Raw genomic sequence first — 17926 nt, 5'->3', positions numbered from 1 at the left:
GCAGTCACTGGATTGAATCTCCGCTTATGGATACTAAAGTTTTATACGTGACAGCTGTGGTCATTGCTACAGTAAGCGGTGGTTTTTACTATTTCGGTGGAAAGGGTAATAAGCTTCAGGCGGACTCTTCGAAAAGTATGACTTACTCAGCTGAAAACATTAATCTGACGCAGACTGATGAGCAGGGAAAATTGCATATTCGTGCGCAAGTCGATCGACTTGAGCAGGATTTGCAAAAGCAAACTTCTCATTTGGTGAATCTGAAAGCATCGACCTATCAAAATGGTGCTGTCGATGCCACGTTCTTTGCCAAACAAGCCAATGGTATGGATGATAACCAAAAAATCGTACTGAGTGACAATGTGGTTGCAACAAAATTGATGCGTGAAGGGCAAATGGAGTTTCGTACTGAGGAACTAACTGCTTTTCCAAAAAAGCGTGAAATAGAAACGGACAAGACTGTAACGGTGATTTCACCACAAGCCGAATTTGTCAGCCAAGGTTTAAAAGCAAATTTAAACGACGGTCAATACGAATTTTTTAATATTCGAGGAAAGTATGAACCATAATTTTAATCGAAAAACAGCAAAAACTTTCCTAAAACGTACAGCGCTACTCGGTTCACTGGCGTTATGTTCAGTTGCAGCTTTTGCTTTGCCTTCAGATCGTAATCAACCGATTTCATTGGTTGCCGATCGTGCAACATTTAATGAAAAAACCGGGATTACGACGTATACCGGTAATGTCATCATTGAACAGGGTTCGATGAAGCTTCAGGCAAACTCAATCGTTGCGAACTTAAACAGCAAAAAAGAGATCAGTACGATTACAGCAACGGGTGGGCCAGCACATTTCCAACAAAAAACTGACCCTGCCAAAGGCTATGCAAAAGGCCAAGCTCAGAAAATCGTCTACAATGCTGAAACTGGAATTATCACCATGACGGGTGGTGCTTTGTTACAACAAGATGGTGCAAGTATTCGTGGTAATAGCCTGAAATACAGTATGAATAAAGGTGACATCGTTGCTGAAGGTACACCAAATAAATCTGGATCTTCTTCAGGTCGTGTTCAAATCGTGATTCCACCGTCAAGCACTAAGTCCTTCCCAGGAGCACGTGATTAATGGAGCAAACCTCGCAAGTTCAAACTTTATGTATTAAACATTTAGCCAAAAACTACAGTAAGCGTTGGGTGGTAAAGGATGTATCCTTTAGCATGCAAAGTGGTCAAATTGTGGGTTTACTTGGTCCAAATGGTGCAGGTAAAACCACAAGTTTCTATATGGTCGTTGGTCTAGTGCGTATGGATAAAGGTGAGATTCATTTAGATGATCTTGATTTGTCTGACTTGGCAATGCATGAGCGCGCACGTAAAGGTATTGGTTATCTACCTCAAGAAGCATCTATTTTTAGAAAATTAACCATTTCTGAAAATATCATGTCGATTTTAGAAACCCGTAAAGATCTAAATAAGCAACAACGTCAGCAACGTTTAACGGAATTGCTTGCCGACTTTAAAATCACACACATCAAAGATTCTCTTGGTATGAGTGTGTCGGGTGGTGAGCGTCGTCGTGCGGAAATCGCGCGTGCGTTAGCGGCAGACCCTAAATTTATGTTGCTAGATGAACCTTTTGCAGGGGTCGATCCTATTTCAGTGGGTGATATTAAAGACATTATCCGAACATTGAAAGATCGTGGTATTGGCGTATTAATTACAGATCATAATGTGCGTGAAACCCTTGCGATTTGTGAGCATGCTTATATCGTGAGCGAAGGTTCAGTGATTGCAGAAGGTACTCCAGAAGAAGTCCTTGCAGATGAAACGGTACGTAAAGTTTATCTTGGTGATGATTTTACCGTTTAATTGAATAATATAAGAAATTTCCCGTTGAATGGTGCTAGTTTCCTTCAGCGGGTTTATGTTATTGTCTGAAATGACAAAAACTGAGCGATTAATCTAAAAAATTAACAAGAATTCAGTATACTTTAAACTAAAAATACGACCTGCAAAAATCATGCGATTACGAAAGATGAATGGTCCAGAAGTTGGGCGTCCGCGTAAAAATAAGTGCAATTTCTTTTGTATATTATTTTTACCCTTTTCCATTGGTTCAGTGTATGCAGCAGATACCGGCACTGCACAAAGCACCATTCAAAAGACATTAGATAAGATTTTTTTACCTAATAAGCCGAAACCTTCTGCCGAAAAAATTAACATCACAGAACTCAGTAAATATAATTTAGATACCTCACGTGTCCAAGAAATGCCAGCCGTTGCTTATGGTCGAACGCAACAAGGCAGCTATAATCCAAACACAGTAGCGAAGAATCTAAGTTTTATTGATGCGATACATATCGCCGTCCAAAGACGTCCAGAAATCACGCAAAGTATTGCTACAGTCGCATCGCAAAACGCTAATATTGACCTAGCGAATGCTGCATATTATCCCCAAATTTCAGGTGGATTGAGCACTGCAGATCTGACTAAAGGCGAGCGTGGACGTCAGTTGGTATCTTTAAATGCGACGCAGATGTTATATGACTTTGGTAAAACCAAAAGTGCAGTAGGCATTGAAGAAGCAAAAATGTTACAAGAGCAGGCTAATGTACTTGTAAATTTAGATGAAGTTTCATTTGATGTTGCAAATGCAATTATCAACATTAAACGATATCAAGAAGTGGCTAAAATTGCGCAGCAGCAAATTGCCGGTGTGAGTCGGATTGCTGAGATTGCTAATCTACGTGCAACCGCAGGGATCAGTAGTCAAGCAGACCCTATTCAAGCCAAGTCAAATTTAGAAGCTGCAGAATCAAATTTAATTGTGCAAGAAACTCAACTTCGACAGTACCAACAGCGACTTCGTACCTTGTTAGGTTTTGATGTAAGTCAGATCAATTGGGTGATACCCGATCGGATCTTAACTGCAGCCGCATTGTATGATGATCCTGACTTCAAGATGATTCCAAGCATGATGCAAGCGCAGGCTGGGGTTGAAGTTGCCAAATTGCAAAAGCAACAGTCAAAATTAAGTGCATATCCAACACTTAATGTCAAAGGCAGTCTGAGTCAGGCGGTGAATGGCCGTAATCCAAATAATGACGAAGATGATGGTTTATATAGTTCAATCATGTTGGAAGCCACCAGTAATTTTTACCAAGGTGGGGCAATCGCAGCGCAAACACGTGCCGCTAGCTATGCAGAAGAAGCAGCAAAAGCACAAGTAAATACAGTGTATTTGGATGTGATTGATCAAGTCCGAATGATTCGAGAACAAATCGAAAATAAAAAGCGTCAAATGTCGATATTGGTGCAGCGTCGTGAAACAACGGTAAGAACCAAAGAGCTGTATCAAGAACAATATAAATTAGGAACTCGAACGGTTGTCGATCTACTTAATGCAGAGCAAGCCATACATAGTGCCGCACAAGAAATTGTGACATCGCAATATGATATCTACTCAGCACTTGCACAGTACATTCAAGTGACAGGGCGTTCACGAAATATCTATGAACTTAATAATATATCTATTCAGGGGTTTGAAGTTCAGCCATGAGTAATACAATAAATTATCAACCGTGGCTACAAGCGGTTCTGAATATTGCAAAGCATTATCGAATTGAACCCTCTGAAGAACGTATACGGTTGCAGTTGGATTGGGATCAACACAAAAATGCCGATGAACTGGTCGCAGTTATGGCACGCCAAATTGGATTAAGTGTTCGTAAAAACAAATACGACATAAATCTGCTCAATCCATGGCGCTTACCTGTATTGGTTGAGTTTATCGGTGGTGAAGTGGGTGTGGTAGAACGCATCGACGTAGACGGTAATGCCAGTGTTCAACTAAGCGGTGATGAAGGCCTATCTCAAGTCTTCTCTATTGAACGATTGAGCCATGGCGTTCGCAATATATATATTTTGCGTCCAGAGTCATCTGTACCCGATGCACGTGTTGATGAATACATCAAGCCGTTTGAAAAAAATTGGTTCTGGTCGATCGTTTTAAAAGACTGGAAACGCTACATCGACATTATGTTTGCTTCATTAATGGCAAATATTTTGGCCCTTGCCACCATTTTGTTCTCGATGAACGTGTACGACCGTGTCATTCCATCTCAATCTGTGCCAACCTTATGGGTACTTGCAGGTGGGGTGTTAATTGCGGCGATATTTGAGTTTGCACTACGTGTTTCACGGATTTATTTGTCGGATATTATTGGTAAACGTGCCGATTTAAAAATATCTGATCGTGTGTTTGGTCATGCATTAAGAATTAAAAATAGCGAACGCTCAAAATCAACGGGTACTTTTATTTCACAGATTCGTGAATTAGAAGGCGTGCGTGAGATGGTCACCTCGACGACTGTTACTGCGATTGCCGACTTACCGTTTTTCTTCTTGTTTCTGTTCATCTTCTGGTTAATTGGCGGCAATCTATTTTGGGTTATGCTGTTGGTGGTTCCTTTGATGATTATTCCAGGGATTTTGGCGCAAAAACCATTGGCTAAACTTGCACAAATGGGTATGCGCGAGTCTTCGATTCGTAATGCCTTATTGGTTGAATCTGTGCAAGGCATGGAAGATATCAAATTACTTCGTGCTGAATCACGCTTCCAAAACCAATGGAACCACATGAATGAAGTGTCTGCTGATGTCAGTATGCGTCAACGTAAAATCGTGGGCTTAATGTCGGCATGGACACAAAAAATTCAGGGTCTAACATTTGCAATCGTTGTACTCGTCGGCTGTTTTGCTGTGATGAAAGGTGAAATGACCACAGGTGCTTTGGTGGCTTGTTCGATTTTGTCCTCACGAATGTTGGCACCAATTTCTGCACTGGCTGGGGTATTAGGTCGTTTACAACAGGCTAAAGTGGCGAAAGCAGGTCTTGATGAACTCATGAAGAAACCTGTCGATCAACCGGATTATTCTCACCTTATTCATCGACCATCAATTAATGGTCATTATGAACTCAATGGTGTGTCATTTAAGTATGGTGAAGATGACCCACGTCCAAGTCTTTTAATTCCAAAACTGGAAATTAAGGCTGGAGAAAAAATCGCAATTTTGGGCCGTAACGGTGCTGGTAAGTCGACGCTACTCCAATTGTTATCGGGTATGCAAACGCCAGTACAAGGCAAAGTTAAATTAGATGGGATTGAGCTGTCTTTAATTGACCCCGCAGATGTACGCCGTGATATGGGGCTATTGAACCAAAATGCACAGTTATTTTATGGTACGATTCGTGAAAACTTGACCTTGGGTGCTCCGTTGGCTACGGATGAACAATTGATTGAAGTACTGAAAATTACGGGTGCAATTCACTTTGTTCAAGAGAAAAAAGAAGGGCTAGACCATATCATTTTAGAAGGTGGTGTAGGCTTCTCTGGCGGTCAACGCCAAGCTTTGTTGCTTGCACGCTTATTGATTCGTCAACCCAATATTCTATTGCTTGATGAACCTACAGCAGCGATTGATGACGTATCTGAGAAACAATTGATCGATCATTTAAAAGGTTATTTACAAAACCGAACTATGGTGGTAGCAACACATCGCCGTGCGGTACTTGAGTTGGTTGACCGCATTATTGTGGTGAATGAAGGTAAAATTGTCATGGATGGGCCTCGTGATCAAATTCTGAATCAGAATGCTCAGAAAAAAGTAGCTGGGGCTTAAATCATGAGTGAAAATAAACAAGAAATACAACGCTCGACCAAAGTCAGCTTTAAAGAGCCACCATTACCGAAATCGAGTTTAATCATTTGGATTATTACGATTGGTCTGGCAATCCTTTTAGTTTGGGCTTGGTTGTTTAAATTAGAAGAAGTCTCTACAGGAACAGGTAAAGTGATTCCATCTTCGAAAGAACAAATTGTTCAGTCGCTTGAGGGAGGTATTTTAACCAAGTTGAATGTGAAGGAAGGTCAAATTGTTGAACAAGGTCAAGTCCTTGCGCAACTCGATCCAACACGCTTCGCATCAAATGTTGGTGAAACCGAGTCTTTACTTGTGGCATCACGTGCGACAGCAGCACGTTTACGTGCAGAAGTGAATGGTACACCATTAACCTTTCCTGAAGATGTTCAAAAGATTCCAGCTTTAGTGAAGGAAGAAACAGCTTTATATCATTCACGTCGTGCAAACTTGGAAGAATCTGTTGCCGGCTTAAAACAGGCATTGGTGTTAGTTCAACAAGAATTGGCCATGACTGAGCCGCTCGTTGCTAAAGGGGCAGCAAGTGAAGTTGAAGTACTTCGTTTAAAGCGTTCAGCGAATGACTTACAAAATCAGTTAAATGATGTCCGTAACCAATATTTGGTAAAATCACGGGAAGAATTGTCGAAAGCCAATACTGATATTGAATCACAGCAACAAGTGGTGAAAGGCAAATCAGATACACTCAGCCGTACCGTGTTTAAATCTCCAGTTCGTGGTGTGGTCAAAGAGATTGATGTGATGACATTGGGCGGTGTGATTCCGCAAAATGGTAAATTGATGACCATTGTACCTTTGGATGAACAGCTTTTGGTAGAAGCACGTATTTCACCGCGAGATATTGCTTTTATTCGTCCGGGTCAAGAAGCCTTAGTGAAAATTACGGCATATGACTATTCGATCTATGGTGGTCTAAAAGGTAAAGTGACCGTCATTTCACCAGATACTTTACGTGATGAAGTGAAACAAGATCAGTTCTATTATCGTGTTTATATCCGTACAGATAGTGATAAATTAAGCAATAAAGAAGGTAAAAGTTTTAGTATCACTCCGGGTATGGTGGCGACAGTTGATATCCGTACCGGCTCGAAAACTGTACTTGAGTACTTAATCAAGCCATTCAATAAAGCAAAAGAAGCACTTCGCGAACGTTAATAACGCAGTGCCAATCAAGCCTCCAGCATTGGAGGCTTTTTTGTGGATGTAAGTCTTTCAAAAAACGCTATAATATCCTTTGATACAGGATCTAAAGACGTTATGCCATTTACACTCGCCGCACAGTTTGAATATGAAGAAGACATTAAAAAAAGTCGTTTTCAAGCCATCGCAGTTCCTGTGGAAAATGAACAAGCCGTTAAAGAATTTCTCGAAGCCCATAAAGATATCTCAACAACACATCAGTGTTGGGCATGGAAAATTGGACATATCGTACGTTTTAATGATGATGGTGAGCCTTCAGGCACAGCAGGTCGGCCCATTCTAGCAACCATAGAAGGGAATGACCTAACCAACGTGTTGGTCTTGGTTAATCGTTGGTATGGCGGAATTAAGCTCGGGACAGGGGGATTGGTACGTGCCTATGGTGGCTGTGCAGGTCAATGCCTTTTACAAGCTGAAAAAATTGAACTTATTGAGAAGAAAAAAGTGCAATTTAGTTGTCAGTTTAATGAATGGGCAATTTTCCAATATGAACTCAATCAGCAGCAAATTGAATTTCAGGAAGACTATACAGCGCAGGGCGTAAATGTACTTGCAGCATTGCAAATTCATCAAATCCAACCGCTACAGTTAAAGATTCAAGATGTAACTCGCGGACGTGAACAACTGTATATCGTAGAGGCTGCTGAAGATGAATGAACAAGATCCATTATTGAAATATCGAGAGCAACATAAGCATCGTCTGAATTATATGCCTTGGTTATATTGGTCACTCAAACCAAAAAATCGTGGTTGGGCTGAAGCTTGGCAACAGGAATATCAAGACTATCTCAAATCGATGGAAACCGTTGAAATTGGTGAAAACTGTTTTATATCGCCATTGGCTCATATTTTTGCCGAACCGGGACGTAAGATTGTTATTGGAGATAACAGCTTTATTGCGGCGGATTGCACTTTGCATGGCCCAATAGAAATAGGCAATGAAGTGGCGATCAATCATCACTGTATTTTAGATGGTGGGCGAGTGGGCATCAAAATTCATGATCAAGTTCGTATGGCGGCATATTGCCATCTATATGCTTTCGATCATGGAATGGATGTCAATCAACCGATCTATCAACAAGCTGTACGTTCACAAGGGATTGAGATAGAGCATGATGTTTGGTTAGGTGCGCATGTTGGAATCAAGGATGGTATTCACATTGCTGAGCAGGCTGTAGTCGGCATGAACAGTATGGTGACGAAAAATGTTGAAGCGCGTGCAATCATTGCGGGAAATCCTGCAAAATTCATTCGATATCGTGAATAAATAATCGCCAAATACGTCATAAATATTTTTTATGCTTACACAAATGCATGCACAGTGAAACAGAGTTGTGATAAGTTAAAAATAACAAACAACATTTTATAGCCAAGCAATAATAAAACGAGGGCTAATCATGAAACGAGTTATCGCCTGTATCGACTCTTCTCCATGCATTAATGCACTAGCTGATGCTGCTGCTTGGGTTGCTAAACAAACTCACCGTGAGTTGGTTTTACTGCAAATACTTGATTACTATCCGGCAAGTTATCACTTAGGTGAAATCAGTGGCGTGATTGGATTTGAAAGTAATGCCATGCTCTTAAAAGAACTCGCGGAGTTAGAACAAAAACAAAGTGATTTAGCGTTAGATTATAGTAATAACTTGCTCAAACACATTTCTGAAATGATCCAAGATAAGCATGGGATTCAAACCACCCATATTCAGGAAAAGGGTGACTTCTTAGAGCAAAGTTTTAATATTTTGCAAGATGACGATATTGTTTTAATTGGTCGGGTAGGTGAACGTTCAGCAGAGCGCAATAAGCCGCTCGGTAGTAATGTTGAAAACTTTATTCGTGGTGCAAGTTGTACAGTTATGACCGTAGGACCAACGTTTAAACCACCGACTCGCTTTATTTTTGCCTATGAATATTCGCCTAAATGCGTTGAGTTAATGAAGCGTGTGGCACAAAGTGATCTACTCAAACTCTTACAATGTCATTTGGTTTATGTTGGAGATCACCCACAAATCTTGGATGATCCAAAAAATTATTTAACCAATGCCGGTCTCGATGTGGTGACAGAATACCGTTATGGCGATGTTTCGGAAAATATTCTGGACTATCAACAAGAGCATGGTATTCAGTTAATCGTACTTGGCGCTTTTAGCCACAGTAAAATCCATCAGTTCTTCTTGGGCAGTATCACCACCAGTATTTTCAGAAATTCCAGTGTTCCATTGTTGGTTGTAAAATAAGTTGAGCAAACGAACAGTTGATTTAATAGACGGACAATTACGAGTAAATAAATAATAAGTTGTTGATTTAAAAATAATCAGAGTTATCCTCAAAAATTGTGGATAACTCTGTGTGTAGTATTTGTAAGTAATTGTTTTTAAAATAAAATATTATATTGATTGTTTTTTATACCTTTATTCGAGGTGTTTAAAAAACACCTCGATTGAGATTATTTAACGATTGCAATTGCAAAACCGTCATGACCTTTGCAACCAACAGTTTGAAGTGCTGTGCAAGATAAAATTTTCGGATGATTTTGCATGGCTTTGAACATATCACGGATACCTTCAATGCTTGGTTTGTGGTTTTCAGCATTTAGAATCTCACCTGCACGAATTACATTGTCTAAAACTATCACTGTACCTGAATGAGATAAATTTAAACTTAATTCTAAATATTCAGGGTAGCTCTGTTTGTCTGCATCGACAAAAATAAAGTCAAAAGGTTCGGTATCTTCAGGAAGGGCACGTAAAATATCTGCCGCACGACCACATTTCAGTTCTATCGTTTGTGCAAGCTTTGCATTATCAATATTTTCTTGACCGAGGGCAGCATGTGTATCACGACCTTCAATGGTCAGAATGTAACCATCTTCAGGTAATGCACGTGCTAACCACATGGTGCTATAGGCTGCAAAAGTTCCAAGTTCTAAAACGCGTTTACACTTGTTCATTTGGATTAACATTTGAAGCAGCATGCCTTGATTAGCCGCTACAGCAAGATGATCAGGAAAGCCACGTTCATCCGTATGTTGAAGTGTTTGGGTCAATATTGGATCTTCAGGAATTAAATGTGAATCGATGTAAGCATCAATGTCTGTCCACATTTGTTGCATGTTGTCGCACCTCGTGATTGATGCAAGCATTTTAAACCTTTCCACCAACATCGCAATTTATTGTTCTATATTTGAATATTTTATGTACAAAAAAGACCTCCGAAGAGGTCTTGATATGACGATGTAATGTTTTAGTAATTACACATTGATGAGCGACTTGAGTGATCAGGCCCCCAAGTACGGTAGCCTTGAGTATCAATATGAATTTGTCCGCTGGCATATAAACCTAATCCCATATTGAGACTCTGCCCGTGTTGTGACCAAAATTGGCATAAACGGAACTTGGTATTTTCAATATAACTGTAGTCTTCGGGCTGCGGGTACGCAGGTCCAATACGGAAATCAATCGCCGAGTTATATAGGTGACGAGATGAACTTGCACCACCGGCACATTGGTTCAAAGGCAAATCACGATAAACCGAAGTCACTTCAAAGTCCGTTAAGATATTTGCAGCAACTAAATATTTAAAGACACGTAAGGTCGCAATTTGGTTTTGCCATAATTCACGGTTAGGCACCATATATTCTGACCGACCACATTTTTGCCAATCACGTGCAGTACGCATCAGCTCAAATGAAGGGATGATATTGCCTACACCATTTTTCTCTAAAAAGACTTCATAGTCTCGAACGCGACGTAAATTATCAACAGACGCGACCCATGAGTTGTATGCATAAGGCACCACCTTAGGCGGGGCTTGTCTGAGGGTCGTCACTTTTTCTTGAGGTATGTAAATACGTTTACCGTCGGGAGTTGTAATAGTGTGACCTTGTTTTTGTGGTGTAGTTGTACAACCAATGAAAACAAGAGGGAATATTGCAACGGACAATAATCCCTTGAGTAAATGCTTCATTATAGAAATCAATTATTTATAAACTCGTTCTATTTTAATCCAATTTGATTGAGAAAATTTGAATAATTTGCAATGAAATGTGTGCTTTAAGTATAAAAAAAGATCAGCATGTGCTGATCTTTTCATGAAAGCGTAAAATTACTTTTCAAGAAATTGTAATTTATCAGCTTTACCGTTCCACTCTTCACGGTCGGCAGGTTGATCACCAATTTGAGTGATGTTCGGCCATTTTTGAGAAAGTTCAGTATTAAGTTCGATAAATACTTCTTGACCTTCAGGTAACTCATCTTCAGAGAAAATCGCGTTAGCTGGACACTCAGGTTCACATAGCGCACAGTCGATACATTCATCTGGATTAATAACAAGGAAGTTTGGACCTTCATAGAAACAGTCAACAGGGCAAACTTCTACGCAGTCTTGATATTTACATTTAATACAGTTTTCAGTGACAACAAAGGTCATGGCGACAGCTACCTAAAAAATATGGTTCTAATAAACTAATGGTGTATTTTAGGCAAAAAATAGGGTAACTAACAATTCCTTTTATTGATAATTATTATATGCAGTGCTGTTAAAATCACTAAAAACTGAACAATTTATGTAAATTTCACAATGAATGAGAATCATACTCAAAAACTGATTAAATTACATCTGTTTATCGAACAATATTTTTAATGTGTATTTTAAGCATGAAACATTTTACAACATTAATATTTTATCAATTTATTGCTGAATAGCTGCATATGCAGATAGCAAACACTCACTAAGTTACGCGCTTGAATGGTGTCAATGCAAAGAACACCTTCATAGGTGTTCTTTGCATATCTCATCTATCGCTTCTGTTCAATTTAGATCTTAAGTAAATCCTTTAAGGCGTAAAGCTGTTGTAATGCTTCGCGTGGACTTAAGTTATCTACATCTAAATCTGCTAAGGCATCAAGTACGGGCGATGTTTTTTCAACTTCCACCACGCGTTCAATGACTTCGGGCTCTGTGAGTGCCGAGAATAGATCGGTTTGTACAGCCGTATTTAGTTGCTGTTTTTGCTGAGTTTCTAAAATACGAAGTCGATTTTGCGCTTCTTTGATCACTGCTGCGGGAATACCCGCAAGCTTTGCCACCTGTAGACCATGACTTTGACTCGCCGGGCCTTGTTGGACTTTATGCAGTAAGATCAGGTTGCCATTTAGCTCACGAGCAGTTACATGATAGTTATCGATATTAGCGTCTTTGCCTAACTCGGTGAGTTCAAAATAATGCGTTGCAAATAGGCATAAACATTTAATACGACGCGTGAGATCGAGTACACATGCCCACGCCAAAGATAAGCCGTCATAGGTACTCGTACCACGCCCAACTTCATCCATCAGTACCAGTGATTGATTGGTTGCATGATGAAGAATCTGAGAGGTTTCAGTCATTTCCACCATGAAGGTTGATTTGCCTGTAGATAAGTCGTCGGCAGATCCAATACGGGTAAATATCCGGTCGATCGGCCCTAATACGGCAGATTGGGCAGGGACAAAGCTACCACAGTAGGCTAATAAGCTGATTAAGGCAGTTTGGCGCATAAAGGTCGATTTACCGCCCATATTTGGCCCTGTGATAATCGCCATGCGGTGATTAAAGTCCAAACTGGTATCATTTGGAGTAAATGCTGATTTGCTCAGAGATTCCACAACTGGGTGACGTCCGGCTTTGATTTTGATACCAACTTCAGGGCTATATTCAGGACGTGACCAATTGCGTAATCGCGCTTGATGGGCAAAATTGGCCAATAAATCAATTTGCGCTATAGCGGCGCTCATCATTTGTAAGTTGCCAATATCAGCACGTAACTCATCAAGTAATAGCTCAAAGAGCATTTTTTCGCGCGCTAATGCACGTGACTCACTCGAAAGCACCTTATCTTCAAATGATTTCAGCTCAGGGGTAATGTAGCGTTCCGCATTTTTAAGGGTTTGGCGGCGAATATAATGATCAGGTGCTTGCTCAGCTTGAGCGCGTGTTAGTTCAATATAGTAGCCACTGACACGGTTATAGCCAATTTTTAAGGTTGAAATTCCGGTTTGTTCACGCTCTTTGATTTCGAGATCGATGAGGAATTGTCCTGCATGGTCACGAATTTTACGCAGTTCATCCAGTTCAGTGTCGAAACTCTCAGCAATCACATTACCATCACGTAAAAGCACTGGCGGGTTTTCTACGATGGCAGACATAAGACGCTCATGTAAGCCGTGAAAATCACCCATTTCATCATTTAACTGAGCGATCAGCTTAGATTGGTGTGACTGAATGATCGGTTCAAGTGCATGTCGAAGATAGGGAATTTGTGCACAAGTTTGACGTAACTGAACTAGGTCTCGTGGACGAGCACTACCGAGAGCTACACGAGATAGCACACGTTCAATATCACCAATTTCTTTGAGAACTAAGCGGATCGGAGACTCATGATAGCCTTGCAGCATCGCTTGTGATGCATCTAAACGTGCATCCAATAAAGCGGTATCTCGTAAAGGCTGCATTAAGGTACGACTTAATAGACGGCCACCCATCGCAGTTTGGCAATCATTGATTAGTTGGAACAGGGAAGTACCATGTTCAAATAAAGGATCAATCAGTTCTAAGTTACGACGAGTGACGGGATCGAGCGCCACAAAATCACTACTTTGTTCGAGTTGAATGCTGCGGATATGTGGTAAAGCAGTTTTTTGAGTCACTTTTGCATAGTGAATCAAAGCCGCTGCGGCAGCTTTCGCCAAAGGTAAATGGTCAATACCAAAACCTGAAAGTGTGGCAACTGCAAATTGGTCACACAGCGTTTTTTGTGCGTTATTTAAATTGAAGTCGACGTTTGGACGTTTAGTGACAGGGCAGTCTAATTGACGTTTAATTTGTTCGACAATATTCGGATCAATAAGATCTTCATCAATCAAAATTTCGCTTGGCATTAAACGTGAAAGTTCGATTGCTAATTGTTCCAGCTGATAGTCCATTTGCTGAACTTTGAAAATACCTGCACTGAGGTCTAGTAAAGCAATCCCGATCTGATTTTGTTGTAAGCAGATCGCGACTAAATTTGAACTTTGATGAGAGGCAATTAGTGCATCATCCGTTAATGTCCCCGGGGTAATGATACGAACAATGCCGCGCTCAACTGGACCTTTACCTGTTACCTCACCAATTTGCTCGCAGATCACCACCGTTTCACCTTTTTTTACAAGGCGGGCTAAATAGCCTTCAGCTGCATGGTACGGGACACCCGCCATAGGAATAGGCTCACCATTGGCTTTACCACGATGTGTTAGTGTAATTCCTAAAAGTTTTGCTGCCTTATGCGCATCTTCAAAAAAGAGCTCGTAAAAATCACCCATCCGATAAAACATCAGTGAATGCGGATTTTGCATTTTGACTGACATGTACTGTTGCATCATCGGGGTCAGGGTTGAAAGGTCAACTTTGGAATTATCAGCTTGCATGAAAAGAAATACCTTAAAATAAAAATTTGTGCGCTGCTAAACGAAAAACACTGTTTTGATGAAAATTGGATTTAGAAAAAGTCCTTATATTTATATTGTCTCTTCGTTCAAAACCACAGGTGTACGTTAACAAATCGTGTTGCTGATTCTAGCAAAAAAAGTGACAGGAAAATGCCAGAAAAGGTTTGTCTGCATGTAAAAAAAGCAGACTTGAGTATTCTTTAAAACACTAAAATATCTCAGTATAAATTCAAAAAGCTTAGACTGACTCAAATACTAGGCTATGCTTCAGCCTGAGCTAATCGATATTGGTTGCGATCTCTACCTTATGCAAGGTAAAGTGCACGATCGGCAGCTAATATAAGTTTTTGAATTTGATCAGATTCAGATGGAATGATCGTTGCCGTGCCGATGCTAATCGTTACAAATTTTGAAATATGGCTGGCCGGATGTGGAAGTTCGAGTGATTAAGTTCTGCATAATAAATCGGCTGCCAAAGGTTCAATTTTCAGCTTCAGTTAACACCCTAAAGAGGAGTAAAAACTATTCGCTGCCATTGTGTGCAGCTAACTCACCATTTCGATTGGTGATTTGAGACAAAACCTCAGTAATTTGTGTGAGGCAGATGTCACCCGCCTGATGACCTAAATGATCATTTTAATTTTCAAAAAATCGATATCGATCACCATGATGCTTAAAGGCTGTTGATGGCGTAGGGCATAATGCCTTAGCTGTTCTAAAGCTCCTTATAACGGACGACGGTTTGCTAGCCCAGTCAGTGGGTCATGTTCTACCAACCAGCAACCATGGCAATATAAAAACGCATACCAACAAAGGTATAGATGATGACCACGGCATACTTCATGGATGCATGCAATAGCGCATCATTGTGATCATTACAAATCATAGTAAAGATGATCGCAACAGCGCACATCGAGCCTAGACAAGTATAAACATTAAAATAAGGGTTTAATGCGGAAAAAAGATAAATCCCATGCAATCAGAATGATAAACACTATCCAAATATACAGAGGAATCTACAAAACTGCGTTATGGGATCACTTGATTAATCCCCGTACATGACAGGGCATACAGGAGAAAAATAATGATTCCGCGAAAACAAAATTTTTTCGCCACTTCATCACGGTAGAGCGGTTGATAAATGGATTATAAACTTGACGTAAAATATACTTTATTCAATATAGTTATGATTTAACCCCCAATTTCATCCAGATGAAGTGACTTTAAGCCTTATAATTTCATAATTCGATATGCTCATAAAAAATTAGGAAATGGGCACAATATTTTGTCTTTATTTTACAATAATTTATCTCCAATATAAGGTTTATGTAAAGTTTAACGAGTGCCTTTGAGTTTTAAAATAATTAAAAAAAAGCTTATATAGTAATTACCTGAATAATGGCATATTCAAGTAAATGCAGAAATAAAAAAAACCGATCCTGAGATCGGTTTTAAAATATGTAGATCGATTTAAATGCTGTATTGCCTTATGGTTTATAGAGGCCAAGTTCAATCAAATGCAAACGTAATATACGGCGTAGTTCGAGTACAGCTTCAGGGGTTTCTTGAATCGAATGACCCCCTTTAATGATTTTTTCTGAAACAGCACCCTCTAGATGAGCACTAGTGTATGGTACGATATCATCCGTCATAATATTTTTATCTTGACTGTTGGTGTTATTTCCCATAATTGAATGAAAATTCAAACCCTTACGCGGCTGAATATCTTCAGTGAGCGCGATAAATTTTGATTGATGACTTAAGTCACTTGGTCCATTTTGGATCAAGCCATGGTCAATTTCACGAAATAAATCTTTCAGGTCTTCTTCTTGAGTTAACACATCACCCATAGCCGATAAAAAAGCTCCTGGGAGTTTAATAATTTTTCGAGCGGCTTTGGTAAACCAGCGATCTGCATATTCTGTACCACGATGAGGTGCAGCCAAAAAAATTGCACGGCTGAAATTAGGAATATCATCAATCACCATACGTTGCTTCACTACTGGAATATTTCGGTACTGATTTAATTGACGTGAATTCATCATTTTCAAAGCTGCTTGCGTGGTATCGGCTTGGCTGACCAGTAGTCGTGCAATAATGCCGCCCATACTATGACCGACTAGAACAGCATCTTTTTTAGCTGCGGCATTGGCGTCTACTTTGCTAAAGGTCTGAGTCAAAATGGAATAAATTTGGAAGCGGCTTTCAATAATCGGCATATTAGTTGAATAGAAGACTTGCCACACTTGATAATGTTCACGTAGCACTGAATCGCCCATAATATCGTTAGTCAGACGAATCCATGCTTCAGGGCTGCTAGCAAGGCCATGTACCAAGACGATAACTTTCTTGTCAGGATTATATGGTTCAAGCATGTAGAGATGCGGCATCGTCAGCTTTTCATCTCGGTCAATCAGTGATAAATAAGCTGCCTTACCCAAGTTATTTTGTGCTAACCAAAGACCATATGGAGCAGAAAAATTGGCAGCAAGCGCATAGTTTTTATTGGCAATATTGACCTGTTCATACTTATACGGGTCGTAAGCTTTAATTTGAAACTCATGTTGATTCAAAATTTGATCAACTGTAGTTGTAGCGCTTAGTGGTTCAGCCGTTAATGTTGCAGCTAAATAGCGCGCTTGATGGATATTAGGATTTGAACCAGACGGATATTTAAAATCAATCGGGTTGATAATATATTTTGCTTTGCCTGTTTCAATCGTATGTTCTTCGGGTAAAACTACAAGAAATTCGGAGCCAAAACCATCTCGGCGGGTAATTGAACGTAAACCTGAGAAGTTAAGGTTATAGGTTGACATCAATTGTTCAATTTTACGATTTTTGAGTTCTGGGTAGTGGCTGAAGTCTATGTGATAGGTGGTTTGTCCGACTTTAATCTGTTGGGTGACTTCTTGCGGCTTATAACGTAGTGCATAGCTGCTAACCAATTTGGCAATCCCTTGATTATAGAAATCACGGATTTGAACTTGACGGTTATCAAAAATACGATCAGCAGGCGCACGTTTGGTTTTAAACATGTACGCATAGCTATAGCGAATACTTTTATCGAGAAGTATCAATTGTTGATCTAAGCACTTATTATAAGTGTCTTGTTCAATTTTTTGTTTTTCTTCAGATTTGTGACTACTGAGCACACCTAACTTGCAGGCTGAAGAAGATTCATATTCTATAGCTTTAGCTAAATATAATTCACTTGCTGTAGAAAGTAATTGTTCATCTTGAATCTGAGAAATTTGTTGTAACTCATCAACACAGGCTTTCGGGTCTTCTGTGCAGGCTTTGGCTTCCCGACCTGTCATCGACAAGACATTTAAACTGGCTTCGCTAAGTTTATTTCGAGAAATAATACTTTCACGTTCATTGGCAATCGAAACATTGAGTTTTTGATTTTTGACACTGACGACCTGACATCCACTCAGTACGCTTGTACTTATGATTCCAAGGAGCAGTATTTTTTTAATATTTTGCTGCATAAAGAGGCCGCGCATAAGGTTAAGTATCTTCAAATCATACGAT

At 39.9% G+C, this 17926-nt stretch carries 14 protein-coding genes and 2 pseudogenes; 9 read left to right on the top strand and 7 right to left on the bottom strand.

Annotated features, from left to right (window positions below; translation table 11 throughout):
- The first annotated feature begins 26 nt into the window (after positions 1 to 26).
- From lptC to AVJ20_RS00760, 9 genes are all read left to right on the top strand, one after another.
- On the top strand, positions 27 to 569 hold the full coding sequence (lptC, locus tag AVJ20_RS00800; protein ID WP_111883784.1) for an LPS export ABC transporter periplasmic protein LptC: 543 nt from the start codon (positions 27 to 29) through the stop codon (positions 567 to 569).
- Positions 559 to 1125: a lipopolysaccharide transport periplasmic protein LptA gene (gene lptA / locus AVJ20_RS00795; protein WP_111883783.1), complete on the top strand. Its 567-nt coding sequence runs from the start codon at positions 559 to 561 to the stop codon at positions 1123 to 1125. Before lptC ends, lptA begins: the two co-directional genes overlap by 11 nt.
- Complete coding sequence (gene lptB / locus AVJ20_RS00790) at positions 1125 to 1868, top strand: LPS export ABC transporter ATP-binding protein (protein WP_078188759.1); 744 nt, start codon at positions 1125 to 1127, stop codon at positions 1866 to 1868. Before lptA ends, lptB begins: the two co-directional genes overlap by 1 nt.
- A gap of 166 nt (positions 1869 to 2034) precedes the next feature.
- The gene (locus AVJ20_RS00785) at positions 2035 to 3558 is read left to right on the top strand and encodes a TolC family protein (RefSeq protein ID WP_171319168.1); all 1524 of its coding nucleotides are present in this window, start codon (positions 2035 to 2037) and stop codon (positions 3556 to 3558) included.
- Entirely contained in the window at positions 3555 to 5681 is a 2127-nt protein-coding gene (locus AVJ20_RS00780; RefSeq protein ID WP_111883781.1) for a type I secretion system permease/ATPase, read from the top strand. Before AVJ20_RS00785 ends, AVJ20_RS00780 begins: the two co-directional genes overlap by 4 nt.
- 3 nt (positions 5682 to 5684) lie before the next feature.
- Positions 5685 to 6875, top strand: coding sequence for an HlyD family type I secretion periplasmic adaptor subunit (locus AVJ20_RS00775; protein ID WP_078193562.1), 1191 nt, complete (start codon positions 5685 to 5687; stop codon positions 6873 to 6875).
- Between the two features lie 102 nt (positions 6876 to 6977).
- Positions 6978 to 7577, top strand: a complete 600-nt coding sequence (locus tag AVJ20_RS00770) for an IMPACT family protein (protein ID WP_111883780.1) — start codon at positions 6978 to 6980, stop codon at positions 7575 to 7577.
- A complete protein-coding gene (locus AVJ20_RS00765; protein ID WP_111883779.1) occupies positions 7570 to 8187 on the top strand; it encodes an acyltransferase in 618 nt (205 codons plus the stop codon). Before AVJ20_RS00770 ends, AVJ20_RS00765 begins: the two co-directional genes overlap by 8 nt.
- 130 nt (positions 8188 to 8317) lie before the next feature.
- On the top strand, positions 8318 to 9160 hold the full coding sequence (locus tag AVJ20_RS00760) for a universal stress protein (RefSeq protein ID WP_078193559.1): 843 nt from the start codon (positions 8318 to 8320) through the stop codon (positions 9158 to 9160).
- A gap of 209 nt (positions 9161 to 9369) precedes the next feature.
- Here AVJ20_RS00760 and AVJ20_RS00755 read toward each other — a convergent pair whose 3' ends face one another.
- The 7 genes and pseudogenes from AVJ20_RS00755 to AVJ20_RS00725 all read right to left on the bottom strand — a co-directional run bounded on the left by AVJ20_RS00755 (position 9370) and on the right by AVJ20_RS00725 (position 17883).
- Positions 9370 to 10035, bottom strand: coding sequence for an O-methyltransferase (locus AVJ20_RS00755; RefSeq protein WP_078193558.1), 666 nt, complete (start codon positions 10033 to 10035; stop codon positions 9370 to 9372).
- A 131-nt stretch (positions 10036 to 10166) separates the two neighbouring features.
- Complete coding sequence (locus AVJ20_RS00750; protein WP_111883778.1) at positions 10167 to 10889, bottom strand: D-Ala-D-Ala carboxypeptidase family metallohydrolase; 723 nt, start codon at positions 10887 to 10889, stop codon at positions 10167 to 10169.
- 138 nt (positions 10890 to 11027) lie between these two features.
- The gene (fdxA, locus tag AVJ20_RS00745; protein ID WP_111883777.1) at positions 11028 to 11351 is read right to left on the bottom strand and encodes a ferredoxin FdxA; all 324 of its coding nucleotides are present in this window, start codon (positions 11349 to 11351) and stop codon (positions 11028 to 11030) included.
- Positions 11352 to 11737: 386 nt separating this feature from the next.
- On the bottom strand, positions 11738 to 14368 hold the full coding sequence (gene mutS / locus AVJ20_RS00740) for a DNA mismatch repair protein MutS (RefSeq protein ID WP_111883776.1): 2631 nt from the start codon (positions 14366 to 14368) through the stop codon (positions 11738 to 11740).
- Between the two features lie 326 nt (positions 14369 to 14694).
- A pseudogene (locus AVJ20_RS18545) lies at positions 14695 to 14820 on the bottom strand (diguanylate cyclase domain-containing protein); the annotation flags it as partial.
- A gap of 91 nt (positions 14821 to 14911) precedes the next feature.
- Positions 14912 to 15013 (bottom strand): annotated as a pseudogene (locus AVJ20_RS18915) (hypothetical protein); the annotation flags it as partial.
- 863 nt (positions 15014 to 15876) lie between these two features.
- The gene (locus AVJ20_RS00725; protein WP_111883775.1) at positions 15877 to 17883 is read right to left on the bottom strand and encodes an esterase/lipase family protein; all 2007 of its coding nucleotides are present in this window, start codon (positions 17881 to 17883) and stop codon (positions 15877 to 15879) included.
- Positions 17884 to 17926: the final 43 nt, after the last annotated feature.

Origin of the sequence: Acinetobacter sp. CFCC 11171 (assembly GCF_003268405.1) — a bacterium.
Taxonomy (GTDB): domain Bacteria; phylum Pseudomonadota; class Gammaproteobacteria; order Pseudomonadales; family Moraxellaceae; genus Acinetobacter; species Acinetobacter amyesii.
The sequence above is the reverse complement of the archived record's forward strand: the minus strand, read 5'-3'. Positions and strand labels throughout refer to the sequence as shown.